Genomic DNA, 26,793 nt, shown 5'->3' with positions numbered 1-26,793 from the left:
ATTTTCGTGGGGGTCCGCAGAGTGCCTTCGCTCGGAAGCCAGCGCCAGGGGATGGTGGACACCTGTAGGCGCTGCCGCAGGCTGCGATCTTTTCCTTTCATTGACGCCGAAACGACAAAGGGCGCCTTTCGGCGCCCTTTGGTTTCGGACAAGCCCCTAACCGAACCCATTACTTGAAATGCCTTCACCGCTCTCTCGGACGCTTTGGCGAGCAAGCTTCCTCGCCACAGGTTACTTGTCGCTCGGTCTCTCGCGTAACTGAATAGCAATTCGATCAGAAACGCGGTTTAAAGCCAGGCAGGCCGTTGGCTTCGCGCCACTCTTTGACAGTCTTGGTAATGCCCTCAGCGGAGGTGTCCGCCCCCGGCTCAGGGTGGTAAATCAAGTCCGCACCGCTGGGGTGACCTGTGACTTTCCTGAAATGAAATAAAAGGGTGTCAGCACGTACACTTGTCGGCGCAACATCCTCTTTAAATAGCTCTTCCAAGAATTTAATGAACTCATGTTCGGTGTAGTCAGAGAGGCTATTTTTGATAAAAGGATCGCTCATATTTGCACCTTAGTCTTGATGTACTTCAACGTGATTTTTTGGGGTGTTAACCCTTAAATTATCCACGTCGTAGACCTGTCCGCCTTCAGAAATCAACTCAACGTGATGAATCTCATGGGACTGTCTCATGCCCACCATATCAGCCTCATTGGCACGTGGAGCGTTTCCTGCGCTCATACGAGCAAGGTCTCTCGATGAAAACTGCGAACTAAGTTTAGGCTCTCTCGAAACAGCCACCCAGAACGCCCGCCTAAACGAGCCAAAACTCGAAAACTCCCGCCCCCTAAGCTGATCCGCAATGCTTGTCGGGATCGGCGCCCCAAGTTCTGAGCGCGCGTGATCGAGCCATATTCCAGACACGTCTTGACCAACACCTGTAACCACACCCGGCGCACCACGTACGTTGAGCGAGATATAGACCGGCAGGATTTGTGGCTGACCCGGAAACCAGATAATGGCATCCCGGAAGTCTTCCGGGTTTGCTGGATGCTCATAGCGTTGCTCGGCCTGTTCGGCCAAGGGAAAGACAAACGCGGCCGGTAATTTCGGGGCACCTTCCAGCGCTGGAATGCCCAGCACCCTGCTGGTATCGACGGAAGGAGTCCAGATCAACTCCACGCCGTCACCAAGATCCGCGACGAGTTGATCACCGCGCGCAGTGGCGGCAATCACCGGGACACTTCGCCACGCGGAGTTGTTACCGGTGTACACCCCGAAAGCGCTGACCGATTCTCCGGGCAAGTGTTTGACGTTGATCCGTACACCGATGTTGGCCATGGTCAGATTGGCGAATTCTTCGGTGCTGTAAAACGCGGTGTCAGACGCAAAGTTATTGGGCCAGAGCATGGCGACGGTGCCCGCAATACCGCCTGCCACAACGCCTGCACTGAGGGCCCAAGCCGACAGGCTCAGCGACAACGAGCCACCGACTCGCGCGGCCAGGGTCAATGCCGTGGCTGAGCCGCCAATCAGTTGGAGCGGTGTACCTGCCGAGGTGATGGCCTCTCGGGTGCTCAGCACTGCGTAGGTGCCGTATTTGTTCAGGCCCTCAAATGGTGCCGTGCCATTCGGATGGCAGACCTGCCCCTTGGCCACGCTGGTTGATTTGGCGAATGTGCAGTCCTGGACGGGAGGTGATTTCAGTCGCTCGGCTTTTTCACGCTCGTCACATAGGCGAAGGCATTCATCTTGTCGAGCACGCTCGGCTTTTTGAAGCGCTTCGTATCGACGTGTCTCTTCCTTTTGTTCCTGCTCACGCGCTAAGGCGGTTTTTACTTTAGTGGGCCTGAATGGCTTGGTTTCACGTGGTAAAACACTAATGACATAGGGCCATGTTTTAGACCGTATCAACCCTCGGCGCTTGAGCGATTCATCACTTTCCTCAGATACCTTCCGGGACATTTCGGCACTCTATCCAAGTCAGAATCCATTTCTGAAGGCCGAAGAGCAGCCGCAGAAAGCCGGTGGTCAGGTGCCTGTTGATAGCCATTTTTATTAAATGAATTAGATAACCGCAAAGAGAAGCGCTGCTCTGCCACGCTCATAAAGTTGTTCGTTGCTGGGGTGATCTTTGAAACACTGGACCATGGTTGGCGGCCTGCTTATCAGGGGTTCCCTGAACCTTAACAGCCGTAGATGCCGCTCGGATCACGCAGGCCAAAAATCAGAAGTTGTTGGCAGACGAGACGTTCCGAGCGTGAGGAAATTGCTTTGAGGCAGGTAGGGTATTTCCTCAAATCTGCGCGGCTGGTTTTAGCAGATGAGCAACCGGTACGTGATGAACAACAATTTTGCGTTTGGCGGGGTGAATACTTCGTTGAATTTCAAGCGCTGGGCGTAAGCAAAATCAAAAGATCGCAGCCTGCGGTCGCATGGCGCACCGTATTGTTACGTTTTTGGAAACGCTGATATGCAGCGTCTCTGCTGTTTCCCCTCGAATCGACTGATTAACATGCCTACATAGTTAGGTTGCTAACGGATTTAGAGAGGTCAGCATGCTCAGTAAAGTTGATGTGGCGGTGATGATCGGCAGCGGTGTGCCCGCCAGTTTGCGGGCGTTGGGGCAGAGCGTCTGTTGGGTGGTGCTGCTCAACGGTGAACGCCGGGGGACGGCATTTTCCAGTCGCGATGAAGCGGAGGAGTGCAGGGCTGCCTGGCTGGCGCAATTGAAAAAAGAAACACCAGACAGCCTGCATTGAGCCTGGGGCTAGTGAATCTGATGCATGCGCAGGTTCAGGTCGTCGACCACCCGCGCCCAGTCGGCATCTTCACGCAGTTGTTCTTTCAGGAAACCGGCCTGTTGCGGGGTCCAGAACTCGGCATCGATGAGTTTCTTGTCGTCGGGCAACGGTGAATGGCTGGCAATGAAATCGTCGATGGCTTTTTGAGTGGAGTCCAGGCCGAGCTGGTCGAACAAACCTTTCAAGTCGTGTGTCGGTGATTCCATCTTCTTCTCCTTGCAGTGGGCGGTCGCGTCGAGGACGAGATCTGAGGTGCGGCTACATTGCATCTGAGGGAGCCGCGCGTCAGGAGTTCGAAAGCGATGTACAAATGCAGGAGTGAGCATAGACCGCAAACGCGATGATCAGGCTTTCAACGCACCGGCATCGACGGCAGCCTTCAGTTCTTTTGCCGATTCCTGGGCCGCGTTGGCAGCGACGTCCGAAGTTTTGAACCAGCGATCCTTTTCAACCTGATGGTAAGTCACGGTTCTCAGTGGCGGTTTGGCGCGCATGACTATGACAGCCTGGAACTCACCGTCGACTTCTCTGGCTTCGCCCCAAATAAAAAACTCGCCGATATCAAATTCCGTCACGTTGCTGCCTTCCCTTGGAAATATATTGTTATGTTTAACGCCGTCCACCTGGAGAGGCGGCGTTTGATTGGCCGGGCAGTATGGCAGTTGTTGCGGGCCGGCGGCTGAGATAAGTCGCCGGTGTGACGAAACGTCTATCGCAAGAAAGGAAACCAAACCGTCAAACACGTGATTCAAGTGAGCGGGCGAGGGCACAGGCTTCGTTGTGATCGCCGCGGAAACCTCTGACGTGCCCGGTGGAAATTTCCTTGATATGGAAGAAGGCATTGCCGGCCAATATCACTTGAAACCGGGGCTGACGGAGGGCTTGGGTGGCAAGTTCGGGGTGTTGCGACAGCATCAGGTGCGATGTTTGGGGATGAGCGAAGTGGGTCAGTGTGCACATATGAAGTCCTTTTCATTGTTTTGCCGACGTATGTACGTCGGTATGGGTGGTCTCAACGAGCATCGCTGCTCTAGAATCACCCTCACTGGGGGGATCGATGTTTATCTAAAGCAATTTCTGGCTGGCGATATGTCAGAAAAGTGCTTTTTTTTGAGAGAATTTTCCCCGAAGTTGATAGTCCGTATTTCTCTGGCCGTACGAAGGGCGTTTTCCTTCAACCTTTGACGAACGCCAGGCAAGACGATACGAGCGACATCCAGTAGTCTGCTCAAGCCTCGTGATGGATGAGCCCTCTGCTCATTTCAGGACTTCAACCCGGGTATCTGGCTTCACCTTCGGCATTGCCGCTTTTTTTGGCCGTGCGCCTTTTTCGCGTGCGGCGTCATTTTCAGATGTGGGGATGTTTCCTTGGCAGTAAGTAATCTCGATATGCATGCTTTGTTCGTGCTGGGTGATTTGCGCGCAAAGCTTGTTAAACAGTTTCAGTCACGTTTCGTTTACATCACCGAACAGAACGCTGAAGGCATTTACATTGCCGAAATCGACACCGAGTCAGCACTGGTGGTGGACGATAAGCCTGGGCTCAAACTCAAGGTAGGCGATCATTTCAGCGCCTCGGTATTGCCCAGTCGCGAAGGCGGCAAGCTGGAAATCAAATTCCGCGATATCAAACTGACGGTCTACGGCCTGGGCGACTACGCCTTTGTCACCACCGCAGACGGGCATGCCATCGTGTTCAAGGAAGGTCACAGCGTAGTGACCGTGTTCGCCGCCCACGAGCAGTTGCAGGAAGGCCTGACCAAGACCCTCAAGGCCGTGACCGCCAAGGCCGCCAAGTGGCGCAAGGGCGAACTGGTGACGTTCAAGGCCAGCGAGTAATGAGCCTGACCCGCGCCGACTTCCACGAGCAAAACCTCGCCAGTGCTCAAGCCGAGGCCCAACGGCTGTTCGGGCAGAAGGCTGTGCTGCAGGGAGCCTGGCTGAATTGGGTGGCCTCACAGATCTACGCGTTGCGCCCGGCAGCGTATGCCAGCATGGTCAGAAGAGAATTGGCGCGCTTGCAGGAAACTTCCTAAAACCAGGGCATGCTCCCTCGAAAGCAGGAACCTCTACTAAAGTCAGTTGACTGACTATTCAGAGGCTTCGCGGTCTTCTGCCAGGCCATCCTGCCATTGCTGTGAACAGCACGAGGTACAAAGAGCATGAAAGGTTTTCGACGCTTGCTGGCCGCTACCCTGGCCACTTTCGGATTGTTGGCGTCATCGGTGCCCGTATCGGCTGCCCAGGCACCGATCCACTTCGCCGACCTGAATTGGGAAAGTGGCAGCCTGATCACCGATATCCTGCGCATCATTGTCGAGAAGGGCTACGGGCTGCCGACCGATACATTGCCGGGCACCACCATCACCCTGGAAACCGCCCTGGCCAACAATGACATCCAGGTCATTGGCGAAGAGTGGGCCGGGCGCAGCCCCGTCTGGGTCAAGGCGGAGGCCGAAGGCAAGGTCGCGAGCCTGGGCGATACGGTCAAGGGCGCCACCGAAGGCTGGTGGGTGCCGGAGTATGTGATCAAGGGTGACCCGGCCAAGGGCATCAAGCCGCTGGCGCCGGACCTGCGCAATGTCAGCGACCTGCCGCGCTACAAGGATGTGTTCAAGGACCCGGAAGCCCCCACCAAGGGACGCTTCCTCAACAGCCCGATCGGCTGGACTTCGGAAGTGGTCAACAAACAGAAGCTCAAGGCGTATGGGCTGGAAGACAGCTATGTGAACTTCCGCAGTGGTTCCGGAGCGGCGCTGGACGCGGAGATCAGTTCGTCGATCCGTCGCGGCAAACCGGTGTTGTTCTATTACTGGTCGCCTACGCCGTTGCTCGGCCGATTCAAGTTGGTTCAACTGCAAGAGCCGCCATTCGACGCCGAAGCCTGGAAAACCCTGACCGACGCAGACAACCCCAATCCGCAGCCCACCCGTTCGCTGCCCTCGAAACTGTCCATTGGCGTGTCCACGCCGTTCCAGAAGCAGTACCCGCAGATAGCCGAGTTCTTCACCAGGGTCGATCTGCCCATCGATCCGCTGAACAAGGCCCTGGCCGAGATGAGCGAGAAACACACGGCGCCGCGCCAGGCCGCCGAGGCGTTCATGAAGGCGCACCCGGATGTGTGGAAAGCCTGGCTGCCCAAGGAGGTGGCGGACAAGGTTTCCGCCGGGCTCTAAGGCCGCCCCGGCGATAGCTGGCAGTGGCGTTGGTCGGGTTGGGCCGACAGGTCCGTGCAGTTCAGGAAATGCCAACTAGGATGATTGTTCGAATCCCTTTCAAGGATTTCTGACCATGACTCTGGTGTTGGCTCAATGGCTGGTGACGACTTTCGCCGCGATCAGCCTGATGCACGTCTACTGGGCATTGGGTGGCGAGTGGGCCGCTGTGGCGGCGGTGCCGCAAGTGCCGGTGGAGGGCGAGCCGAAGTTGCGTCCCGCCTTCAAACCGCGGGGCTGGATCACGCTGTTGGTGGCCGGGGCGTTGTTGTTGATTTCGTTGCTGGTGTGCTTGCGCGTGGGGTGGTGGTTGCCGGCGGTGTCCCATTGGTCGCTGCAATGGCTGATCAGTGCCATCGCGATCTTGATGTTCGCCAGGGCCATCGGTGATTCGGAACTGGTGGGTTTTTTCAAAGAGGTCAAGGGCTCGAAGTTTGCCCGGCTGGATACCTGGGTCTACTCACCTTTGTGTGTGGTGCTGGGGGCGGGGTTGTTGGCGGTGGCCTGGGTCTGAATCCAACGCCAGCCCAGCCCATACAAAACGCTGAACTAGCGGCCGTTTTCGCTGCGCCGACTGGAGACCTCCGCCGGCACATCGTCCCCCGCCATGCGCTTGCGAAACAGCGCCGCCCTGGCCAACAGCAAAGTGGTCACCGGCACGGTAATCGCCAGCAGAATCGGAATCAGCCAGGCGTGCAGCACCGGCGCGGACTTGAGTGCCGAAAAGTAGAGGATCGAGGCCAGTGCCACGCACCAGGCGCCCAGGGTCGAGGCCAGTGCCGGCGGGTGCATGCGCTGGAAGTAGTCTTTCATTCGTACCAGGCCGATGGCGCCGATCAACGCAAACAGACTGCTGAGCACCAGCAGGATCGCCACCAGGATTTCCACCCACACAGACAGTGGCGCGCTCATTCGATCACCTCGCCACGCAGCAGGAATTTCGCCAGGGCAAACGAGCCGACGAAGCCGAACAGCGCGATCAGCAGCGCGGCCTCGAAGTAGGTGTCACTGGCATAACGAATGCCCAATGCCAGCATCATCAGCATTGCGACGATGTACAGGTAGTCCAGTGCCAGGACCCGGTCCTGGGCTGACGGGCCCTTGAACAGGCGGACAAGGGTCAGAATCATCGCCACGGAAAACAGCAACAGGCTCAGCACAATCGCGTTCGATAGCAGGGCGCTCATTCGAAAATCTCCATCAACGGGCGCTCGTAGGTCGCCTTGAAGTGCTCAATGAACAGCGCTTCGTCCTCCAGGTCGAAGACATGCAACAACAGAATGCTGCGGTCCAGCGCCAGTTCCGACCAGACCGTACCGGGAACCACGGTGCAGATCATCGACAGCGTCGCCAGACCGTTGGCGTCGCGCAGGTCCAGCGGCACCTTGATGAAGCGCGAGCGCGGTGGCTTGCGACCGGCGTTCAGCACGCTCCAGGCCACCGCGAGGTTGGACACCACCACATCACGACCGACCATCAGGAACAGGCGCGCAATCACCCCCGGCCGGCGAATGCGGATCGGCAGCGGGCGCAGTTTGCGCATCATCAACGGTGCGCAGAACCCCAGCATTGCACCCAGCAACAAGTTGCCGGGACTCATCGACAGGTTCAGCACCAGCCACAACAGCCACAGCGCCAGCGACAGCCACGGTGCAGGAAACAGGCGCTTCATGGTTGCACCTCCAGGAGCGCTGTCTTGGCTTCCGGACTCGGCACTGCCCGGGTGCCGAGCACGGCCATCACATATTGCTGCGGATGGTTCAAGGCATCGGCCGCCGCCTGGGTGTAGCGCAGCAGCGGCTCGGCCTTGAAGGTCAACACAATGCTCAAGCCCAACAGCGCGAAGATCGGCGCGCACTCCAGACGCCGCAGTACCGGTGACGGCCGTTCTTGCGGCGTCCAGAAACGCTGGATGCCCAGGCGGGAAAAGGCCACCAGCGATGCCAGCCCGGAAAGAATCAGCAACGCCAGCAATCCCCACGCCGCGTTCGACACCGGCTCGTCACCGGCATTGCCCAGGCCCAGCGGGTTGAGCAGGGCGCTGAGCAGGCCGAGTTTGCCAATGAAGCCGGAGAGTGGCGGCATGCCGATGATCAACAGCGCGCAGGCAATGAAGCTCAAGCCGAGGAAGGCCATGGTCCAGGGAATCACCTGGCCGACCACGGCTTTGAGATCGTCGTCGAGGTTGATGCCCTTGACCGGCGCCGAAGCTTGCATCGGTCGCGGCAGCATTTCATTTTCATCTTCCAGCGGGATCTCGATGGCCGAGCGCGAACGTTCGATCAACTCGGCCAGCAGGAACAGCGCGCTCAGTGCCAGGGTCGAGCTGACCAGATAGAACAGCGCCGCGCCGATCAGGTTGGGTTGGGCGAAACCAATGGCCGACAGCAGAATGCCCGCCGACACCAGGATGCTCAGGCTGGCCATCCGCTCCAGCCGTTGCGCGGCGAGGATCGCGATGGCTGCGCCCATGATGGTCGCCATGCCGCCGTAGATCAGCCAGTCGCCACCGAAGTACGCCGACGCCCCGGCCTGGCCGGAGAACAACAGGGTCCACAGGCGCAGCAGGGTGTAGACGCCGACCTTGGTCATGATCGCGAACATCGCGGCCACCGGTGCGCTCGCCGAGGAATAGGCCGGCACCAGCCAGAAGTTCAGCGGCCACATCCCGGCCTTGGCCAGGAACGCCACCGCGAGAATGCCCGCGCCGGCATGCAGCAGGCCGCGATCGGCCTGCGACACCAGCGGGATTTTCAATGCCAGGTCGGCCATGTTCAGGGTGCCGGTGACGCCGTAGATCAGCGCCGCGCCGATCAGGAACAGGGTCGAGGCCAGCAGGTTGATCGAGATGTAATGCAGCCCCGCCGACACCCGCGCGCGTCCCGAGCCGTGCAGCATCAGGCCATAGGAGGCGGCCAGCAGCACTTCAAAGAACACGAACAGGTTGAACAGGTCCGCCGTGAGGAAGGCGCCATACAGGCCCATCAGCTGAATCTGGAACAGCGCATGGAAACTCGAACCGGCACTGTCCCAGCGCGCCATGGCGAACAGCAGCGCGCTGACGCCGATGATCCCGGTCAGCACCAGCATCAGCGCCGACAGGCGATCGACCACCAGCACCAGGCCGAACGGCGACTGCCAGTTGCCCGGCAGGTAGACGCCGATGGAGCCGGGCACGCCCGTGGTTTGCGTCCATTGCAGCAGCAGGACGGAAATGCCCAGGCCCAGCAGGCTGGAGAACAAATTGATTTTGGCTTTGAGCGGACGATGTTTCTCGCCGAGCATCAGCATGATGGCGGCGGTCAGCAGCGGCAGCAGAATCGGGGCCGCGATCAGGTGCGTCATTGCATTCATTCTTTAGGCTCCCGGCCATCCACATGGTCGGTGCCCGTCAGGCCCCGGGAGGCCAGCAAAACCACCAGGAACAGCGCGGTCATGGCGAAGCTGATCACGATCGCCGTGAGGACCAGCGCCTGCGGCAACGGGTCGGTGTAATGCAGCAGGTCCTGGGGCACGCCGTCCTTGATGATCGGCTCCTTGCCGATGAACAGGCTGCCCATGCTGAAGATGAACAGGTTGACGCCATAGGACAGCAGGCACAGGCCCATGACCACCTGGAATGTCCGTGGTCGCAGGATCAGCCAGACGCCGGACGCGGCCAGTACGCCAATGGCGATGGCAATGACTTCTTCCATCAGACGGTCTCCTTCATGGCGACGGGTTTGGGTTGCGCAGCCGTTTTGTGACCCCGCACCGATTGGTGGGCGAGGGCCGTGAGGATCAGCAGCGTCGAGCCCACCACCACGCCGTACACGCCGATGTCAAAGAACAGCGCGCTGGCCACATGAATGTCGCCCAGTACGGGCAGGTCCAGATGCCAGGTGTGAGTGGTCAGGAATGGATACCCGACTGCCATGGCGCCCAGGCCCGTCACGGTGGCGAACAGCAATCCGGTGCTCATCCAGCGCAGCGGTCGCAGGCTCATTTGCGCCTCGACCCACTGGGTACCGGCGACCATGTATTGCAGGATGAACGCCACCGACATCACCAGGCCCGCGACGAAACCGCCACCGGGCTGGTTGTGCCCGCGCATGAACAGGTAGAAGGACACCACCACGGCAATCGGCAGCAGCAAGCGCACCAGCACCGCCGGCACCATCATGAAACCCAGGGCGGTGTCGCTGGCGTGGCGCGGGTTGACCAGGTCGGTGACCACGTCGGGTGCCAGCAGGCGTTGTTGCGCCGGCAGTTGCAGGCTCTCTTTCGGTGGGCGGAAACGCCGCAGCAGCGCGTACACGGTCAGGGCGACGGCCACCAGCACGGTGATTTCGCCGAGGGTGTCGAAGCCGCGGAAGTCCACCAGCATCACGTTGACCACATTGCTGCCGCCGCCTTCGGGCAGGGCGCGACTGAGGTAGAACGAGGAAATGTCGTTCGGCGTTTGCCGGGTCAGCATCGCGTAGGCCAGCAACGCCATGCCGCCGCCGACCACGGTCGACAGCAGCAAATCGCGGATACGGCGGATACGCGCTTTGCGCAGGCTGCTCGGCAGGGGCGACACTTCTTCGATCCGTCGAGGCAACCAGCGCAGGCCCAGCAGGATCAGCACCGTGGTCACCACTTCGACCACCAGTTGGGTCAGGGCCAGGTCCGGTGCCGAGAACCAGACAAAGGTCACGCAGGTCATCAGGCCGCAGACGCTGACCATGGTCAGGGCGGCGAGACGGTGGTACTTGGCCTGCCAGGCGGCGCCCAGGGCGCAGGCAATCGCCAGCAGCCAGAGGATGACGAACACGATCGAGCCGGGAATCTTCGGCCGGTCGCCCCAGTGCAGGCTGCTGTGCAGCATCGGGATCAGGCCGGCCAGCACCGCGGCGAGCACCATCAGGAACAATTGGGCCTGCAGGCGCCTGGTACTGATGCGTCGCTCCAGGCGCCGGGCCAGGCGCATTTTGATCACCAGGATGCGTTCGAACAGGCGCTTGCCGTTGAACCGGCCAATCAGCGGCGGGTAGCGGAAACGCCCGCGCTTGAGCTGATTACGCAGCAGCAGGTACACCACGATGCCGCCGGACATGGCGATCAGGCTCATGATCATCGGCGCGTTCCAGCCGTGCCAGATCGCCAGGCTGTATTCCGGCAGGGTGCCGCCCACCACCGGCAACGCGGCGGCGGCGAGCAGCGGGCCCACCACCTGGGCCGGGAAAATGCCCACCACCAGGCAGGTGAACACCAGCAGCTCGACCGGCGCGCGCATCCAGCGTGGCGGTTCGTGCGGGGTGTGGGGCAGGTCGGTGGCGGTCGGGCCGAAAAACACGTCCACGGTGAAGCGCAAGGAGTAGGCGACGCTGAAGGTCCCGGCGATGGTCGCCACAATCGGCAGGGTCATTTCGACCCAGGCGGTCGCGTTGATGAACACGGTTTCGGCGAAGAACATCTCTTTCGAGAGGAAGCCGTTGAGCAACGGCACGCCGGCCATCGAGGCGCTGGCAACCATGGCCAGGGTGGCGGTGAACGGAATCAGTTTGAACAGGCCGTTGAGTTTGCGGATGTCACGGGTGCCGCTTTCGTGGTCGATGATCCCGGCGGCCATGAACAGCGAGGCCTTGAAGGTGGCGTGGTTGAGGATGTGAAACACCGCGGCCACGGCCGCCAGCGGACTGTTCAGGCCCAACAGCAGGGTGATCAGGCCCAGGTGGCTGATGGTCGAGTAGGCCAGCAGACCCTTGAGGTCGTTCTGGAACATCGCGCAATAGGCGCCGAGCAACAGGGTGCAGGCCCCGGCTCCGCTGACGATGTAGAACCATTGTTCGCTGCCCGACAGCGACGGCCACAGCCGTGCCAGCAGAAACACCCCGGCCTTGACCATGGTCGCCGAGTGCAGATAGGCCGACACCGGTGTCGGTGCGGCCATGGCGTGGGGCAGCCAGAAGTGGAAAGGGAATTGCGCGCTTTTGCTCAGTGCGCCGATCAGGATCAGGGGTAACAGAATGGGGTAGAGGGCATGTGCGCGAATCAGATCGCCGGCGGCCAGGACCTTGTCCAGGTCATAGCTGCCGACCACATGGCCAAGCAGCATGACCCCCGCCAGCAGGCACAGACCGCCAGCGCCGGTGACCATCAGCGCCATGTAGGCACCGCGCCGGGCATCGGCCCGGTGGTGCCAGTAGCCGATGAGCAGGAACGAAAAGAGGCTGGTCAGTTCCCAGAAAAACACGATCTGGATCAGGTTGCCGGAGATCACCAGCCCGAGCATGGCGCCCATGAACGCCAGGAAAAACGCAAAGAAGCGCGGCACCGGATCGTCCGGCGACATGTAATAACGGGCATACAAGGACACCAGTGTGCCGATGCCCATTACCAGTAACGAGAACAGCCAGGCGAAACCGTCCATGCGCAGGACGAAGTTCAGGCCCAGGCTGGGCAGCCAGAAGAACTCTTCACGGATCACGCCGCCATGGGCGATTTGCGGGTACAGGAGCGTGACCTGAAGGGTGCCGATCAAGGCCACCAGGCCAGCCAACAGGGATTCGGTGTTACGCGCGTTGTGTGGCAGCACCGCTGCCAGACAGCTGCCTATGAAAGGCAGAAGCAGTAGAACTATCAGGGACATAGGCTTCTAATCTGCGGAAGTTTGTGAAGCATCATACGTGCCAGCTCCCGGATCACCAAACGCCAAGCTGTCGCAGAATCCTACACGGTAGACGGAAAAAGCCTGTTTTTCATTGTTTCAGAGACAGGTGTCTGACCGGTCTGACGCCATCGCGAACAGGCACGCTCCCACCGTTGATCTTTGGTGACACAGATCGGTGGCCGTCCCGAAATCCCTGGGGGAGCGGGCTTGCCCGCGAAGAACGATAATGTGGTCAGCCCGCTTAATGGGCATCCGGCTTGGGCAGCAGAAAGGTAACGTCATAGCGCTCGCCGATTTCAACGATCCGTGGCAGGTCCTCGGGCACTTTGAACTGGTCCATCGCGGCAAAGAACTGTCCGCCACGCGGGTCGGACACCACGCCGATCATTTTCGCGGTAGGACTGATGTTCTTGTACGCATGGATCGAGCCGCCGGGGATATGCACATAGCCTCCGGCCGAGATAGTCGTGGCCTTGCCCTCCACCGTCACTTCGACCTGGCCATCGATGACCAGGAACGCTTCATCCCAAGGATGAAAGTGCGGGGGCGGGCCGCCACCTTGCACACCTTCCTGGATATGCACCTCAAAGGGTTTACTCAGGTCGCCGCCAGCGAGAATGGTGATCGTCTCGCCAACGACATTGACCGGCGCAGGTACGTTACCGGCGTCGATGACATGAACCGTGCGCATGATTGTTCTCCAGGAGTGAGACAGCACCGCTTGAGTATAAGCACTGGAGGGCACCCCCCGGCCTGGCTGCACGGGCCGTCTGTCCGGGCAAATACAATGTCGATGGAATTTTCGTACGCGCGGCCCGCTCTGCTGAGGGAGGGACGAGTCATTCGCGTCCTGTAGCGAGCAGCAGGTGAGCCATGAACAAGGACCTGGATGACTACAACCGCATGCGCGATTTTTCGGCGACGACGGAGCCGGTCGCAATCAAACGTTCGGGCAGAAAAAACGCCAAGGGCCATGCCTTGCAGTTCTGCATTCAGAAGCACGACGCTTCGCACCTGCATTACGATTTCCGCCTGGAACTCGACGGCGTGCTCAAGAGCTGGGCGGTGCCCAAGGGCCCGTCGCTGGACCCCAAGGTCAAGCGCCTGGCGGTGCACGTCGAAGATCACCCCATCGACTACGCCACCTTTGAAGGCCGCATTCCCGAGGGGCATTACGGCGCGGGGGAAGTGATTGTCTGGGACCGCGGCGTGTGGATACCCCAGGACGATCCGGCCCAGGCTTACGCCAAGGGCCGGCTCAAGTTCGAACTGCAAGGCGAGAAACTGGCCGGCCTGTGGAATCTGGTGCGCACGCACATGCCGGGCAAGCAGGAGCAATGGTTTCTGATCAAGCATCAGGACGGAGCGGCCAGACCGCAGAGCGACTATGACGTGGTGGCCGCCGAGCCCGACAGCGTACTCAGCGAACGCCGCATCGTGGCCAGGGCGTCCAACGCTGGCAAACCCGCCAAAACCAAAACAATCAGGAAACCGGCCAGCCCGGCACGCAAGGAAAAGTCCGGACAACTGACCGGCGCGCGCAAGGCCAGATTGCCGGAGCTGATCAAGCCGGAACTGGCGACGCTGGTGGAGAGGGCGCCGGATGGCCAGTGGCGTTACGAGGTCAAGTTTGACGGTTACCGGATCATGGCCCGCATCGACCACGGCGAGGTCAGGCTCTTCACCCGCAATGGCCACGACTGGACTCGCAAGCTGCCCGGCCAGGCCGAGGCATTGGCCGCCCTGCACCTCGAATCGGCATGGCTCGACGGCGAAATGGTGGTCATGGACGAGGAGGGCGTACCGGACTTCCAGGCCCTGCAAAATGCCTTCGAGGCCGGTCGCAGCGGCAACATCGTCTACTACCTGTTCGACCTGCCGTACCTCAACGGCGTGGACCTGCGTGAAGTGCCCGTGGAAGAACGCCGGGCCGCGCTGGCAACAGTGCTCAAGGCCAGTGATGACCCCTTGCTGCGCTTTTCCGACAGCTTTGATGAAGAGCCTCAGGCGCTGCTCAACAGCGCCTGCCAGATGCGCATGGAGGGTTTGATCGGCAAGCGCCTGGGGTCGCCTTATGTGTCCCGGCGCAGCAGCGACTGGATCAAGCTCAAGTGCAAGCATCGGCAGGAATTCGTCATCTTAGGCTTTACTAATCCCAAAGGTTCGCGCAGTGCATTTGGCGCGTTGCTGCTGGGCTTGCGTGACCGTGACAGCGGTGAGTTGCGCTACGCCGGCAAGGTCGGCACCGGGTTTACCGAGGCGACCCTCTCCAGCATCCACGATCAACTCAAACCCTTGAAGACGAAAAAACCGGCCGTGGTCAATCCGCCCGAGGGTGGCGAGTTCAAGACGGTGCACTGGCTCAAACCCCGGTTGCTCGCGGAAGTGGCCTTTGCCGACATCACCAAGGACGGCTCGGTGCGCCATGCCGTGTTCCATGGCCTGCGCGACGACAAGCCCGCCAAAGACATTACCGAGGAGCGTGCGACTGCCATGAAAACTGCCCCTGGGGAAAAAAACGCCGCCGTCAAACCTTCCACCGCGAAGAAGAAAGCCGAGCCTGCTCCGTCTCAGATCGGTCTTGACCAGGGCAAGGTCCGTATCACCCACCCGGACCGGATCATCGACGCCAGCAGTGGCACCACCAAGATGCAGCTGGCGCAATATTACGCCAGCGTTGCCGAGTGGATTTTGCCCGAGCTCAAGGACCGCCCCGTGGCGCTGGTGCGGGCACCGGACGGAATTGCCGGCGAATTGTTTTTCCAGAAAAACGCCGAACGCCTGGCCATTCCCGGCATCACCACCCTGGACCCGACACTCACCGGCCAGCCGATGATGGTCATCAATAGCGCCGAAGCGCTGATCGGTGCAGTGCAGATGAGCATGGTGGAGCTGCACACCTGGAACGCCACGTCGGACAACCTCGACAAGCCCGACCGCTTCGTGCTCGACCTCGACCCGGACCCGGCATTGCCGTGGAAACGCATGGTGGAGGCGACCCAGTTGACCCTTTCGGTACTCGATGAACTGGGACTCAAGGCGTTTCTCAAGACCAGCGGAGGCAAGGGCATTCACCTGGTGGTGCCGCTGACCCGCAAGCTGGGCTGGGATGAGGTCAAGGATTTCAGCCACGCGATTGTCAGCCACATGGCGAAATTGCTGCCGGAGCGGTTTTCCGCGGTGTCGGGGCCGAAGAATCGGGTCGGGCGGATTTTCATCGATTACCTGCGCAACGGTCTGGGTGCGACCACCATCTGCGCCTATGCCGCGCGTACCCGCGAAGGCTTGCCGGTGTCGGTGCCGATCTTTCGTGAAGAGGTCGAGTCGCTCAAGGGCGGCAATCAGTGGAACATTCATAACCTGCATGAACGCCTGGCCGAGGTGGGCGATGAACCGTGGGCGGATCTGAAGAAAACCAGGCAGTCGATCACCGCCGACATGCGTCGGCGGGTCGGCATGAAGCAGTAATCAGTTTGCTTGAGGTTTGCTGACAAAGGCCTGGAAGTCGGTGCCCAGCTTGTCGATGGCCGCTTTGAAATCCTTGGCGGTGATCTTCTGGCTCTCATTTTCCAGGGTGCTGCCGAACACTTTGCGCACAACCCTGGCCACGGTCTGGTTACTTTTCGCGTCGATAAACTCGGCTTCGATAAACAGGGTGGTGTTCTGGTCCCGGTGGCCGGTCGCGGCGCTGACACCACCGACAACGGCGGCCACCGGAACGACTTCATACCACTTCATGCCTTCGTTTTCGGCATTCACCCCGGTGATTGCCGCGCGCATGATCAACAGTTTCGAGCCCATGGGTGCGGAGGCCGGCGTGGTCACCACGCGGTATTTCTGACCCAGCGTGGCCTTGGCCTTGGTGGTCATGTAGTTCTGGATATCGCTGAGCGTCTGCTGGTTGACCCGCTCATTGGGTTTGGGCGCCGGATAGAGCTCCAGCTTGTTGAACGCTACCGTGTCGTAGGCATTGGGGTTCCACGACGGGCTTATCCAACGCATCGCCGTACCACCGCTGGGCGTTTCGACTTCTTGCAGGTTGTTGTAACTGGACAGGTAGCCGGAGTACTGCGTCTTTTCGGTGACTTTCGAGGTGCAACCGCCGAGCAGGAGGCCGGTCAGCGCGGCGCCGATAAGCAAGTTTCGGGACAAGTTCATAATGCTGTGTGCTCCTTGGATAAAGTCGTTTTTCGTCGTCAACAGAAATCAGAAACGCCAGGTCATGTTTCCGGTCACCGCTTGAATCCAGGCGCTGTCGAATTGACCGGAAATTCGACTGCCTGACACGGTTTTGGTCTGATCCACCGGCATGTCACCCAGCCAGACCATCGCCCAACTCACGTTAACGTCGGTGTCCTTGTTAAGAGCATAGGTGGCTCCTGTCGCAATGCGCCAGGATTCGGCCATCGGCACGGTGACCGTGCGATTGCTGTCCGATACGGCGCTGCTGTCGTAAGCCACGCCGACGTTCCATAACCACTGTTGGGTGGCCTGGTATTGCGCGCCGAGGGAGAGGTGCCAGGTGTCCTTGTAGTTGGCGTCGATTGTGGTTGATCGGGCATTGTCAGCCGTGGTGTCGACCTGTATCCCGACCTGGCCGAACTCCGACCAGTCTTGCCAGTTGACCGATGCCAGCAAGGCCCACTGCCGGTCCAGTTGCTGGAACAGGCTGAGGGTGACGGTTTGTGGCACCGTTGTGTCGATTTGGGTATTGGTGTTGTCCAGGCGTCGAAGTACCGGGCCGTCGCCCTTGACGTCCAGCTTGTCTTCGAAATTCAGATCAACCTTGCTGGTGTAGGTCAGGCCGAGGCGGGTGCCGGGTTGCGGGGCGTAGATCACCCCGATGTTGGCGCCAAACCCCCAATCGTTGTCTCTGTACTTGAACTGGCCGTCGCTGCGGTCGGTCAGGCCGAAAGGCGAGCGGTCAATGGCGGTGTCGGCCTTGAGCATGCCGTACATGGCTTTCACGCCAATGCCGACTGACCATTGGTCATTGAAGCGGTAGGCAACGCTCGGCACCATCGACACACCCAGCAGGCTGGCGTTTTGTGCGAAGTAGCGCCCGGACCAGTCGTTGTCGTAATTGAGCGCCAGACCGAAGTCGCCGTACTGGCCGAAGCCGACGCTCCAGTGATCGTCGAGCTGATGGGTGACGAAGAAGCTGCCGCCGGGGATCGGATCGAAGGCATTGCCGCTGCCGCTGCCCTGGACATTGGTGCCCGAGTCGCGATCGAAGCTCAAGTCGCCGTAGAGCACCTGCAGGCCAGCGGTGATTTGCGTACCCGGCAGGTAGCTCATGCCCGCCGGGTTACTGGCGATCGTCGAGGGCCCCTGGGCCCTGGCGGCGGCACCGGCATTGGCCAGGCCGGTATTATCGGTGCCGATTTCGTAGAGCATGATGCCGCCGGCCCAGGCTTGCTGGCAGCACAGGGCGAGTAGCGTGGCGGCAGGCAGGGCGGAGGTCTTTATCTGCATACGAATCCCTTTTAGCGTCGATAAACATCCGTCAGAGGCACGGATGACCAGCTTCGGTCACCCGTGAATTCGACTCCTTACTTGGCCATCTCCGCCCGAGCCGCGGCGATCTTGGCCTTGACCGAATCAAGGTTGAAGCTCGCGCCTTTTTGCATGGGCGGGAACTCGATCGCGGTTTCAGCCAGTTTGGCTACCTGTTGCTGCACGAACACGAAACGCCAGAACTGGTACTTGAACCAGTCGAAGTACTGTTGCGAACCCTGTGCCGATTGATCCTGCGGCCAACCCATACGCTCGAAAGGGTCGAGTCGCAGGTTGGTCAGGAACGGTACATCCACGGGAACTTTAGCTCCTAACCAGCCACCTGGCTGGTCAATGAAGCGATATTTGTAGTCATCAATGCGCACCGCACCGAGCGAGCTTTCACCAAAGTAGAAGATTTCATGGCGGTTCGACGGACCCTTGCCGGTGATCATCGGTGTTTGATCATAGCCGTCCAGGTGCACTTTGTAGGTGGTATCGCCCAGCTGCTTGCCTTTCAACAGTTCGGCCGTGATGTTCGGGTTGCCTGCCGCCGCGACGAGGGTCGGGAACCAGTCCAGGCCGGAGATGATGCCGTTGGCAACCTGATTGGCTGGTACCTTGCCCGGCCAGCGAATGATGGCCGGCACCCGGAAACCGCCTTCCATGACAGTACCCTTGCCCATGGCAAAGGGTGTGGTGCCGCCGTCCGGCCAGGTGAAGTTTTCCGCGCCGTTGTCCGTGGTGAAAATCACGATGGTGTTGTCATCCATGCCGTCTTTTTTCAGCTTGTCCATGACGTCACCGACGATATCGTCGAGCTGCGCCATGCCGGCTTCCTGTTCTGACCAGCCGTTTTGCGCATTACGCATGGCTTCGTATTTGTCGGACAGGTGCGTGACGATGTGCATGCGGGTCGGGTTGAGCCAGACGAAAAACGGTTTGTTGTCCTGTTTTGCCTTGTCGATGAAGGAAAAGGCCTTGTCGCGAATCTCCTCGTCGATGGTTTTCATGCGCTCCGGATAGAGCGTGCCGGCGTCTTCGATTTTCTGTTTGCCGACCTTGCCCCAGCGCGGCATGACGGTCGTGTCGTCGGTGGTGGTGGCCCAGCTGTGGACCATGTTGCGCGGGCCCACAGTGGCAAGCAGGTCTTGCGGATAGTTGGGGTGCGCCGGGTCTTCCATGGCGTCGAGGTGATAGAGGTAACCGAAAAACTCATCGAAGCCATGCACCGTGGGCAGGAACTCATTCAAGTCGCCCAGGTGATTCTTGCCAAACTGGCCGGTGGAGTAACCCATGGCCTTGAGGGTGGTGGCGATGGTCACGGCTTCGGCGGGAATGCCGATGGGCGACCCGGCCTGGCCGACCGTGGTCATGCCGGTGCGGATCGGCAGTTCACCGGTGATGAAGTTGGCACGCCCGGCGGTGCAACTGGCCTCGGCGTAATAGTCGGTGAAGCGCATGCCCTCATTGGCGAGCTGATCGAGATGGGGGGTTCGGCCGGCCATCATGCCCTGGTTGTAGACACCGATATTGGACCAGCCAATATCGTCACCCATGATGACCACGATGTTGGGCGCCGTTTTGTCGGCGGCTTGTGCAATGACGGGTAGAGCCATTGCAGACAGCAGTATCGGTAAAGCGAACAGTGAGGATAATGGTGTCCGGTTCATGTCGAGATCCTGTGTACTGACGTGAGTACTTTTGAGCAGTCCCCCGACCACCCTGAATTGGGATCCCCCGCGGATGAGCGTAGGTATGAATTGTGAAATATCCAGAAATAAATTGTGGTGTTTCAGGAGGCTTACACCGCTTTGAGAGGGGGTTCGTCGACGAATTTCCGGGAAACCCAATGAGGGCATCTTCGATTCAAAGTCCCGATCACGCCCCCCGCTTGATGGGGGGCGTGGCGGCGAGCAGGGCCCGCCGCTGGGATGGCGCTTTTATTTACCGACAGTAGCGGCCAGCAGCGGCGCCATCTGTTCGTCGGTCAACGCGGCGTGGACTTCCATGCTCATGAGGTCATTCCACTCCAGCACCCATTGCTGAATCGGCACCCCATCACTGGCTTCGGCAATGCCAAAGCCGGCCGAACCACCCACCGCATGCCAGCGTCCCTTCATGGTGACGCCCGCGGGTGGAGCGCCGCCGGTCTTGAGAAAACGCTCGATGGCGGCATTGCGGTTGTCGGGGCTGATCGACCAACTGACTATGAATAACATCGGCCACCTCCTGTTGCGGATTGGCACCGGTTTGCCGGGGTGGACCTGGTTGGCGCCGGGGACCAGGGTCGCACTGGGGGTTTCCAGTTCCGTCCTGGCTGGTGTGCAACGAGAACTCCCATGTGAAGGCATAGCAGTGGGCAGCGTTTCGCGTACGACCACTGATCCTGTTCCGTGGACTGTTCAAGGGCAGGGCTGAACGCCTGTTTCACCAACGAAACATGGGCAGCGGACGCCACGGAGAGCGGAAGAACTGGCGGGCAGAGCGCTTGATCAGCATCGCGTGAAACCCGTGATCGGGAAAGGTCGATTGCACGGTTTTGATGAACGCTCGTGGCAGGCCGAAACGGACCCGGCCGAGGGATACATCAATCAGGTCGGCCTTGCGGAAAGCCTCGACCGTTGTCGCATGCGCCGACCGATAGGGGCGCACCTTGTGGTGTTCGAGAATCAGCGCACTCACGTGTTCTTTCAGGTCTGAGCGTTGCGTGGTGTCCAGGTATTCACTGGCAAGGCGAATCGAGGGCGGCAGGTAATCGAGGGTGTTATCGGTCCAGATACCCAGGTCATGAAACGCCGCCGCGATCTGCACCGCGTCGCACGGCAGGCCTTGAAGGCCGCTGATCGCGCAATAGAAATTCAGTACCCGATAGACGTGATTGCGATAGCCCTGCAGGTCGGTGCCAATCGCCAGCGCGAACTCGGTGAGTATCTCGTCGGTGAGGGGGAATTCGAGAACGGGGTTCATCATGTGTCCCGCAACAGGTCATTGGCGTTGAGCAGCTCGTAGGCGATTTCCGGGCGTTTTTCCATGGCGCGGCGAATCGCCGTCGGGATTGAGGCGCGGGTCTTGCGGCACAGTCCCGGCAGTTCGCCAACCTGGATGCCGATACCGCGCATGGTGCGCACTTCGTTGAAACCCGGGGCGATGTCCACGCGAATGCCCAATTGCTCGAACATCCGTCGTTTCATGTGCTCAAGGTCGGTCAGGCTCTGCAGGTTTTCCAGGCGGTCGATCAGGCGTTTCTCTTCCGTGCGGGTCAGAAACAGGATGCGCAGGTCCGCTCCCGGTGTTTCCAGCAACGGGTCGCGCCCGCAGTCGCAGACGCCGGGCGGGCAGGGTTGGCGGATCGGAGCAGAGGTGGTCATGGGGCTCAATCATAGAGCGACCGGATCGGGTTTGCCCATAGGGTTCTGAACGGTTGCAGGGGGGGGCGTTCGCGTTGGCGAAAGGATCAATGTCACCGGCGACGCCCGGCCCGTCAGGGCGTCAGCGCGGTGCGTTGCAAAAAAGGCATTATGCTGGCCCCCAAGTGTTACGCCGGTCGCCAGAATCGCTTTATTTTCAGGCGGTTAGGTGGAGTGTAAATGCGCAATATTCGGATCGCGCTGATTTCGTTCGGCGTTGCAGGTCTTGCAGTGACTGCCCAGGCCAGGGAACTGATGCCCAATGATCGTTACATGTGCAGTTGGGGCGCGGGTACGGCGGCAAGAGCCCAGGAACTCAAATTGGCAGGTGTTTCGCTGTATGCCGCGCGGCAAAAGATCCATACGTACAAGTTTTCCAAGTCGTGGATGCGCATGATGGCCATGGGCATCACCGAGCAAACCTACGACAGTCCCACCCGGATCAAACCCGAGGCGGTGCGCCAGAGTTTTTACAACGACTGCGTGAAGTACAAGCTGGCACGCAAATGACGGGGGGAGTAGGCTTCTGTCGGCTCGGGCGTCTGGTTTTTCAGTGGGGTCTATATTGAAGGGCCGGGTCCGTAGCAGGTAAGGCAGTGACCCCGAACAAGCGATAACCCTGTGGCGAGGGAGCTCGCTCCCGTTGGACTGCGAAGCAGTCCCTCTCTTTTCATGGAACAGGGGGACGCTGCGCGACCCAGCGGGACGGTGCGGGGTTCCGACAAGCTCCCTCGCCACAGGTTGGTATGAATGACTGGTATGAGGCCGCAAGGCCGTTTTTTCTGATTCACCTGAACGTACATCAACGACATTCAAATCAGGAGATCATCATGACCCAGCTCGACAAAGTGCTGTACACCGCCAAAACCCACACGACGGGTGGCCGCGACGGCGCCTCCCGCAGTGCTGACGGCATTCTTGATATCAAGCTCTCGTCTCCCGGCGCCGGTGGCGGTGGCACCAACCCCGAGCAACTGTTTGCCGCCGGTTGGTCAGCCTGTTTCATCGGCGCGATGGGCGTCGCGGCCAAGGAACTGAAGGTTGCCCTGCCCAAGGACGTGGCCGTCGATGCCGAAGTCGACCTGGGCACCAATGAAGGTGGCTACCTTCTGCAGGCGCGGCTGAACGTCAGCCTGCCGGGACTGGATCGCGAGACCGCGCAGAAACTCATGGACACCGGGCACAAGTACTGCCCCTATTCAAAAGCCACGCGCAATAACATCAACGTCACGCTCAAGCTGGTCTGAATTGAAAAAGGGCCTTGGCGAGTGCAAGGCCAAAAAAAACGGCGCCTCCGTTGACTGGGGGCGCCGTTTTTTCATGAAGCGTCACGAACTAGACCACCGCTCCGAACAAGCGCCCCACCAGTGCGGTCACCCCCATGGCCAGAGCACCCCAAAAGGTCACCCGCCAGGCGCCGATCAAGACCCTGGCACCGCCAGCCCTGGCGGCAATGGCCCCCAGGGCGGCAAGGAACACCAGGGACATGAGCGCTATCCATAAGCCCACGCTGTGCTCCGGCGCGACAAAGGTCACGGCCAGCGGCAAGGCGGCACCCGACACAAAGCTGGCGGCCGAGGCCAGGGCTGCCTGCACGGGTTTGGCGGTCAGGGTCTCGCTGATGCCCAGTTCGTCTCGAGCGTGAGAGCCCAACGCATCATGGGCCATCAACTGGTCGGCCACTTGGTGGGCCAATTCCGGCGAAACGCCTCGATGCATGTAAATGTTGGCGAGTTCGATGTGCTCCGCTTTCGGGTCGCTGGCCAGTTCTGCCCGTTCGCGCGACAAGTCCGCCTGTTCGGTATCGGCCTGGGAGTGCACGGAGATGTATTCACCGGCGGCCATCGACATGGCACCGGCCATCAAGCCCGCCATCCCGGTCACCAGCAGGGTGGAATGGCTGGCGCTGGCGGCCGCGACGCCGATCAGCAGGCTGGCGGTGGAGACAATCCCGTCGTTGGCCCCCAGCACGGCGGCGCGAAGCCAGCCAATTCGATCACTTCGGTGGGACTCGGTATGCCGGTGCATGAATTTCATCGTTGGGAGGACTCACTGTCAGGAGAGGGATCAATACGCAGGGCAGGGCTTCGACCCGTCGCTTCACCGCGTTTCAATCTGCGCCTGCCGTTTGCCGCCGACAATCGATATTTCCTTGAACTGCTCACCGTCGCGCAACACAAACAAGGCGTCCATCCCGCGTTCTTGAGCGAGTCGCGGGCCTTCGATTTCACCCAGCACCATCAGGGCCGTGGCCCAGGCGTCGGCGAGCATGCAGCTGTTGGCAACCACGGTGACGGCGGCGAGCGGGTTGCTTAGCGGGGCTCCGGTCGCCGGGTTCATGGTATGAGCATAGGACCTGCCCGCCACATCGACCCAGTGCCGATAGTCCCCCGAAGTGGCGATGGCCGCGTCGCCAAGTTCCATCACCCCCATCACTTCGCGCACGCCCCGGTTGGGTTTTTCAAGCGCCACGATCCATGACTGGCCCCCGGGTTTGACGCCCCGGGCGCGCATCTCGCCATCGATGCCTACCAGGTAATGGGTGATGCCCCAGCCTTCGAGGCAACGCGCCAGTTCATCGACGCCGAAGCCTTTGGCGATGCCGTTCAGGTCGAGGGTCAGCGGTGCGCGTTTGCGGACTTGATTGTGTTGCGGATCCACCTCCAGCGCGGCACTGGCCGAGGTGCGCACCGGTGGCAACGGCGCATCGAGGGCTGGCGGCGTGACGACCGGCTCGCCGGGGCCGAATCCCCAGGCTTGCACCAGGTCACCGACGGCGATATCAAAGGCTCCCCCTGATTGCTGAGCAACGCGAAGTGCCGTGGACAGCACCGTGGCCAGCTCCTTGGGGACAGCGACCCATTGCTGTTCGGGCGCGGCATTGAGGCGATTGAGGTCGGAGTCTGGCTTCCAGGTGGACATTTGCTGGTCCACCCGGCTCACGGCGCGCGCCAGGCTGTGACTGATGGCCTCGGTCGACAAATCTGGCTCCGCATAGAAAAGCGCGGTGTAACGGCTGCCCATGGTTTCGCCGTTGAGGCTGTAGCGTTGCAGCTCAGTAGACATCTTCAAGGTAGCGTCCTTGTGCCTTGAGCGTCAGCACGCTCAGGTTGAGGGGGGCCAATACTTCATCCAGGGCGTGCATCACGCCTTTGGCCATCTCGCGACTGCCACACACCAGGACCTGGGCGCCTTTTTCAATCAGGCGGCGCAAGGCCAGCGCATCGCTGATCAACCGGTCTTGCACGTAGCTGCGATCCTGAACCTGAGAGAACGCTGCCCGCAAGCGGGTGAGGCGACGGTCCGCCAGGTAGCTGTTGAGCTCCGGCTCGTAGAGAAAGTCCGACGCAGGGTGGCGTCCACCCCAGTACAGGTGCATTGGATGGCGGGCCTTGTTGTTGCGGATAAAACCGGCCAACGGCCCGATACCGGTGCCGGCGCCGATCAGGATCACCGGCTGTTTGCCCGAGGCCGGGCGAAAATGCGGATTGGGCTGGATGAAGGCTTCGATCGGGGCGCCCTCGGGCAGCTCATGGAGGAAGCCGGAACACGCGCCGCCTTCATGTTTGCGTACACAGATTTCCAGTGCGCCGTCGTCCGAGTTGCTGGCCAGGGAGTAGAACCGCGGCTCGGCACTTCCCGGCGGCACGACGCCCACCAGGTCGCCGGCCTCGAAGCACGGCAGCTCGCCCACGGCCTTGAAGCGCAGAACGTGGGTCGGTGCGTTGACCTGTTGCCCGTAGGCAATGCGTTCCACCAGTTGCAATTGATGGGTGCGCGGCCGGTCGGGGGTGTGATTCAGCACCAACTCCTGGCCCATGACAGCGCCCAGTTTCTGGCCCCAACGGCTGAATTCCTGGGAGGACTGGCGGTTGATGGTCTCCAGCGCCAGCAACGGTGTGCCGCCGGCCTGCTGCATCGCCGCGTCAACCTGATGAGCGAACTGACAGAACCGGGCAAATTGGCGATCACCAAAGCCCAGTACGGCAAACGGCAGGCCAGGCTTGAGGCCGCCCTTGCCCAGGCGTGTCAGAAACTGCGAGGCCGAAGCCGGTGCGTCGCCGTCTCCTTGGGTGGCGGTCAGGATGAACAGCTGGCGGGCATGCCCCAGGTTGTTCGAATAACTGTTCATTGGCGCGCTGTGCACTTTGTGTCCGGCGGCGTGCAAGGTGTCGTGCAGGGTCTTGGCAAAGCCCCAGGTGCTGTTGGTTTCAGTGCCGACCAGAATCACGCTGTCGGCCGAATGGGCGGGGCTGTTGTGGCGGATGTTCGGGCCAGCCTTGCGGCGGCGCCACCACAACACAATCCCGGTAACGCTCATCAGGGGTACGCTCAGGGCACAGACCCCGAGTATCAGGCCCAGCCACCAGAGACCCTGCCCGGTGTGCCATTGGTAGATCAGTTCGTAGAGCGCGCGCATCGAGTCATGGGCTTGATAGGACAGCAGGGCGCCGTTGCCTTGATCGACGTAACCGTCCCCCTGGGCCGTGCGCAGGGAAAACACGTCCTTCGGGTTGCCAGGGCTGGGGTAGACCAGTTCGCGCAGGTCGTTGAGGTCGACGTTGCGCAAGGCCGGCAGGTTGGCCACCGGCATGGCCGGACCGGCGCTGACATGGGCCGGGAAGGCCGGTTCAACCGTGCTGCCGTCCGGAATCAGACCGAAGGTGGTGGCGCACAGGAACGTACCGCTCAGCGCCGAGAGCATCAGGCCCACGAGTACAAGACGCCCGACTTCGGCATGCCAGCGCTGACTGAAGTTGCCACGTATGGGCCGCAAAAGGTTACGCCAGCCGCCCAGGCGACGGGCCAGCAACAGCGCCCCGGACACCGACAGCATCAGCATGAACAAGGCACCTGCACCGGCCACACCGTGCCCCGGCGTGCCGAGGAACAGTGAGCGGTGCAGGTCTTTCATCCAGCGTGAAAAGGCCGAGGGCTGGTAGGGCGCAAGGCCCTGGCCGGTCAGGGGATCGACCGTTTCGGCGCCGGCCTGGCCGTTCTGGTTGTAGTAGACGATCACGGTCCCGGACGCGCTGCGTTGGATCTGCTCCACGCCGGAGAAATGGCTGGCAACGCGCCCGGCCAGTTGTCCGACGTTGAGTTGACCGCTGGCGATCGGCGCCTGATGCAGTCGCTCCAGGGCCGGGTCGACCGACAGCATGGCGCCGCTGATGGCCAGAATCATGACCAGCAGGGCGGCGATCAGGCCGGGTATCGAATGGAGCTGGCGAAGCATGTTCAGCCTCCG

At 60.6% G+C, this 26,793-nt stretch carries 30 protein-coding genes; 8 read left to right on the top strand and 22 right to left on the bottom strand.

Translation table 11 applies throughout. From position 1 onward, the window contains the following. Positions 1-274: 274 nt before the first annotated feature. Positions 275-550 (bottom strand): bacteriocin immunity protein, encoded by a 276-nt coding sequence (locus tag ACVWYU_RS23950; protein ID WP_247255119.1) that lies wholly within the window; start codon positions 548-550, stop codon positions 275-277. Positions 551-559: 9 nt separating this feature from the next. Continuing rightward, positions 560-1,951 (bottom strand): S-type pyocin domain-containing protein, encoded by a 1,392-nt coding sequence (locus tag ACVWYU_RS23945; RefSeq protein ID WP_457373820.1) that lies wholly within the window; start codon positions 1,949-1,951, stop codon positions 560-562. Positions 1,952-2,544: 593 nt separating this feature from the next. Between ACVWYU_RS23945 and ACVWYU_RS23940 the strand changes: the two genes are divergently transcribed. After that, positions 2,545-2,748: a hypothetical protein gene (locus tag ACVWYU_RS23940; protein WP_247255117.1), complete on the top strand. Its 204-nt coding sequence runs from the start codon at positions 2,545-2,547 to the stop codon at positions 2,746-2,748. Positions 2,749-2,756: 8 nt separating this feature from the next. Here the strand turns inward: ACVWYU_RS23940 and ACVWYU_RS23935 are convergent, their stop codons facing one another. The 4 genes from ACVWYU_RS23935 to ACVWYU_RS23920 form a co-directional block, all read right to left on the bottom strand. Then, the gene (locus tag ACVWYU_RS23935; RefSeq protein ID WP_047530030.1) at positions 2,757-2,996 is read right to left on the bottom strand and encodes a DUF2789 domain-containing protein; all 240 of its coding nucleotides are present in this window, start codon (positions 2,994-2,996) and stop codon (positions 2,757-2,759) included. Between the two features lie 138 nt (positions 2,997-3,134). Then, entirely contained in the window at positions 3,135-3,365 is a 231-nt protein-coding gene (locus tag ACVWYU_RS23930; protein ID WP_090319665.1) for a hypothetical protein, read from the bottom strand. A gap of 160 nt (positions 3,366-3,525) precedes the next feature. Beyond that, the gene (locus ACVWYU_RS23925) at positions 3,526-3,750 is read right to left on the bottom strand and encodes a hypothetical protein (RefSeq protein WP_247255116.1); all 225 of its coding nucleotides are present in this window, start codon (positions 3,748-3,750) and stop codon (positions 3,526-3,528) included. 297 nt (positions 3,751-4,047) lie between these two features. Continuing rightward, positions 4,048-4,185, bottom strand: coding sequence for a hypothetical protein (locus ACVWYU_RS23920; protein ID WP_162493929.1), 138 nt, complete (start codon positions 4,183-4,185; stop codon positions 4,048-4,050). Here ACVWYU_RS23920 and ACVWYU_RS23915 point away from each other — a divergent pair. The 4 genes from ACVWYU_RS23915 (at position 4,159) to ACVWYU_RS23900 (ending at position 6,519) form a co-directional block, all read left to right on the top strand. Then, the gene (locus ACVWYU_RS23915) at positions 4,159-4,629 is read left to right on the top strand and encodes a hypothetical protein (protein ID WP_247255115.1); all 471 of its coding nucleotides are present in this window, start codon (positions 4,159-4,161) and stop codon (positions 4,627-4,629) included. The genes ACVWYU_RS23920 and ACVWYU_RS23915 overlap by 27 nt on opposite strands. Continuing rightward, positions 4,629-4,826 (top strand): hypothetical protein, encoded by a 198-nt coding sequence (locus ACVWYU_RS23910; protein WP_090319673.1) that lies wholly within the window; start codon positions 4,629-4,631, stop codon positions 4,824-4,826. The genes ACVWYU_RS23915 and ACVWYU_RS23910 overlap by 1 nt, the downstream gene beginning before the upstream one ends. A gap of 126 nt (positions 4,827-4,952) precedes the next feature. Further along, a complete protein-coding gene (locus ACVWYU_RS23905) occupies positions 4,953-5,966 on the top strand; it encodes an ABC transporter substrate-binding protein (protein ID WP_457373819.1) in 1,014 nt (337 codons plus the stop codon). A gap of 115 nt (positions 5,967-6,081) precedes the next feature. After that, the gene (locus tag ACVWYU_RS23900; RefSeq protein WP_457373818.1) at positions 6,082-6,519 is read left to right on the top strand and encodes a DUF3995 domain-containing protein; all 438 of its coding nucleotides are present in this window, start codon (positions 6,082-6,084) and stop codon (positions 6,517-6,519) included. Between the two features lie 35 nt (positions 6,520-6,554). Here ACVWYU_RS23900 and ACVWYU_RS23895 read toward each other — a convergent pair whose 3' ends face one another. The 7 genes from ACVWYU_RS23895 to ACVWYU_RS23865 form a co-directional block, all read right to left on the bottom strand. After that, positions 6,555-6,917, bottom strand: a complete 363-nt coding sequence (locus tag ACVWYU_RS23895; protein WP_247255111.1) for a Na+/H+ antiporter subunit G — start codon at positions 6,915-6,917, stop codon at positions 6,555-6,557. Further along, a complete protein-coding gene (locus ACVWYU_RS23890) occupies positions 6,914-7,192 on the bottom strand; it encodes a K+/H+ antiporter subunit F (RefSeq protein WP_390955457.1) in 279 nt (92 codons plus the stop codon). Before ACVWYU_RS23890 ends, ACVWYU_RS23895 begins: the two co-directional genes overlap by 4 nt. Further along, positions 7,189-7,677: a Na+/H+ antiporter subunit E gene (locus tag ACVWYU_RS23885; protein WP_248914211.1), complete on the bottom strand. Its 489-nt coding sequence runs from the start codon at positions 7,675-7,677 to the stop codon at positions 7,189-7,191. The genes ACVWYU_RS23890 and ACVWYU_RS23885 overlap by 4 nt, the downstream gene beginning before the upstream one ends. Then, the gene (locus tag ACVWYU_RS23880; protein ID WP_457373817.1) at positions 7,674-9,359 is read right to left on the bottom strand and encodes a monovalent cation/H+ antiporter subunit D; all 1,686 of its coding nucleotides are present in this window, start codon (positions 9,357-9,359) and stop codon (positions 7,674-7,676) included. Before ACVWYU_RS23880 ends, ACVWYU_RS23885 begins: the two co-directional genes overlap by 4 nt. After that, positions 9,356-9,700 (bottom strand): Na+/H+ antiporter subunit C, encoded by a 345-nt coding sequence (locus ACVWYU_RS23875; protein ID WP_007986256.1) that lies wholly within the window; start codon positions 9,698-9,700, stop codon positions 9,356-9,358. The genes ACVWYU_RS23880 and ACVWYU_RS23875 overlap by 4 nt, the downstream gene beginning before the upstream one ends. Beyond that, the gene (locus ACVWYU_RS23870; protein WP_457373816.1) at positions 9,700-12,618 is read right to left on the bottom strand and encodes a monovalent cation/H+ antiporter subunit A; all 2,919 of its coding nucleotides are present in this window, start codon (positions 12,616-12,618) and stop codon (positions 9,700-9,702) included. The genes ACVWYU_RS23875 and ACVWYU_RS23870 overlap by 1 nt, the downstream gene beginning before the upstream one ends. Before the next feature lie 262 nt (positions 12,619-12,880). Next, positions 12,881-13,330, bottom strand: coding sequence for a cupin domain-containing protein (locus ACVWYU_RS23865; RefSeq protein ID WP_390955460.1), 450 nt, complete (start codon positions 13,328-13,330; stop codon positions 12,881-12,883). Between the two features lie 182 nt (positions 13,331-13,512). Between ACVWYU_RS23865 and ligD the strand changes: the two genes are divergently transcribed. Continuing rightward, positions 13,513-16,107 carry a DNA ligase D gene (ligD, locus tag ACVWYU_RS23860; RefSeq protein ID WP_457373815.1) on the top strand — a complete coding sequence of 865 codons (2,595 nt, stop codon included), beginning with the start codon at positions 13,513-13,515 and terminating at the stop codon, positions 16,105-16,107. On the opposite strand, the gene ACVWYU_RS23855 is transcribed toward ligD, so the two are convergent. The 6 genes from ACVWYU_RS23855 to ACVWYU_RS23830 form a co-directional block, all read right to left on the bottom strand. Further along, positions 16,108-16,797: a DUF3313 domain-containing protein gene (locus tag ACVWYU_RS23855; RefSeq protein WP_457373814.1), complete on the bottom strand. Its 690-nt coding sequence runs from the start codon at positions 16,795-16,797 to the stop codon at positions 16,108-16,110. Positions 16,798-16,845: 48 nt separating this feature from the next. Beyond that, positions 16,846-18,114, bottom strand: coding sequence for an OmpP1/FadL family transporter (locus ACVWYU_RS23850; protein WP_457373813.1), 1,269 nt, complete (start codon positions 18,112-18,114; stop codon positions 16,846-16,848). 77 nt (positions 18,115-18,191) lie between these two features. After that, the gene (locus ACVWYU_RS23845) at positions 18,192-19,808 is read right to left on the bottom strand and encodes an arylsulfatase (protein WP_457373812.1); all 1,617 of its coding nucleotides are present in this window, start codon (positions 19,806-19,808) and stop codon (positions 18,192-18,194) included. Positions 19,809-20,078: 270 nt separating this feature from the next. After that, positions 20,079-20,357: a DUF3303 domain-containing protein gene (locus ACVWYU_RS23840; RefSeq protein WP_090319716.1), complete on the bottom strand. Its 279-nt coding sequence runs from the start codon at positions 20,355-20,357 to the stop codon at positions 20,079-20,081. A 208-nt stretch (positions 20,358-20,565) separates the two neighbouring features. Further along, complete coding sequence (locus tag ACVWYU_RS23835) at positions 20,566-21,105, bottom strand: phosphohydrolase (RefSeq protein ID WP_457373811.1); 540 nt, start codon at positions 21,103-21,105, stop codon at positions 20,566-20,568. Next, positions 21,105-21,506: a hypothetical protein gene (locus tag ACVWYU_RS23830; RefSeq protein WP_390955466.1), complete on the bottom strand. Its 402-nt coding sequence runs from the start codon at positions 21,504-21,506 to the stop codon at positions 21,105-21,107. The genes ACVWYU_RS23835 and ACVWYU_RS23830 overlap by 1 nt, the downstream gene beginning before the upstream one ends. 219 nt (positions 21,507-21,725) lie before the next feature. Between ACVWYU_RS23830 and ACVWYU_RS23825 the strand changes: the two genes are divergently transcribed. Next, complete coding sequence (locus ACVWYU_RS23825; RefSeq protein WP_090319728.1) at positions 21,726-22,055, top strand: hypothetical protein; 330 nt, start codon at positions 21,726-21,728, stop codon at positions 22,053-22,055. A gap of 320 nt (positions 22,056-22,375) precedes the next feature. Then, positions 22,376-22,792, top strand: a complete 417-nt coding sequence (locus ACVWYU_RS23820; protein ID WP_457373810.1) for an organic hydroperoxide resistance protein — start codon at positions 22,376-22,378, stop codon at positions 22,790-22,792. Between the two features lie 88 nt (positions 22,793-22,880). Here the strand turns inward: ACVWYU_RS23820 and ACVWYU_RS23815 are convergent, their stop codons facing one another. The 3 genes from ACVWYU_RS23815 to ACVWYU_RS23805 all read right to left on the bottom strand — a co-directional run bounded on the left by ACVWYU_RS23815 (position 22,881) and on the right by ACVWYU_RS23805 (position 26,781). Beyond that, entirely contained in the window at positions 22,881-23,582 is a 702-nt protein-coding gene (locus ACVWYU_RS23815; RefSeq protein WP_248914221.1) for a VIT1/CCC1 transporter family protein, read from the bottom strand. 63 nt (positions 23,583-23,645) lie between these two features. Further along, positions 23,646-24,611 (bottom strand): FAD:protein FMN transferase, encoded by a 966-nt coding sequence (locus ACVWYU_RS23810; protein ID WP_457373856.1) that lies wholly within the window; start codon positions 24,609-24,611, stop codon positions 23,646-23,648. Next, positions 24,601-26,781 carry a PepSY domain-containing protein gene (locus tag ACVWYU_RS23805; protein WP_457373809.1) on the bottom strand — a complete coding sequence of 727 codons (2,181 nt, stop codon included), beginning with the start codon at positions 26,779-26,781 and terminating at the stop codon, positions 24,601-24,603. The genes ACVWYU_RS23810 and ACVWYU_RS23805 overlap by 11 nt, the downstream gene beginning before the upstream one ends. Positions 26,782-26,793 lie beyond the last annotated feature (12 nt).

It is taken from the genome of Pseudomonas sp. TE12234 (genome assembly GCF_054061835.1).
This window is presented reverse-complemented; position numbering and strand designations above follow the sequence as displayed.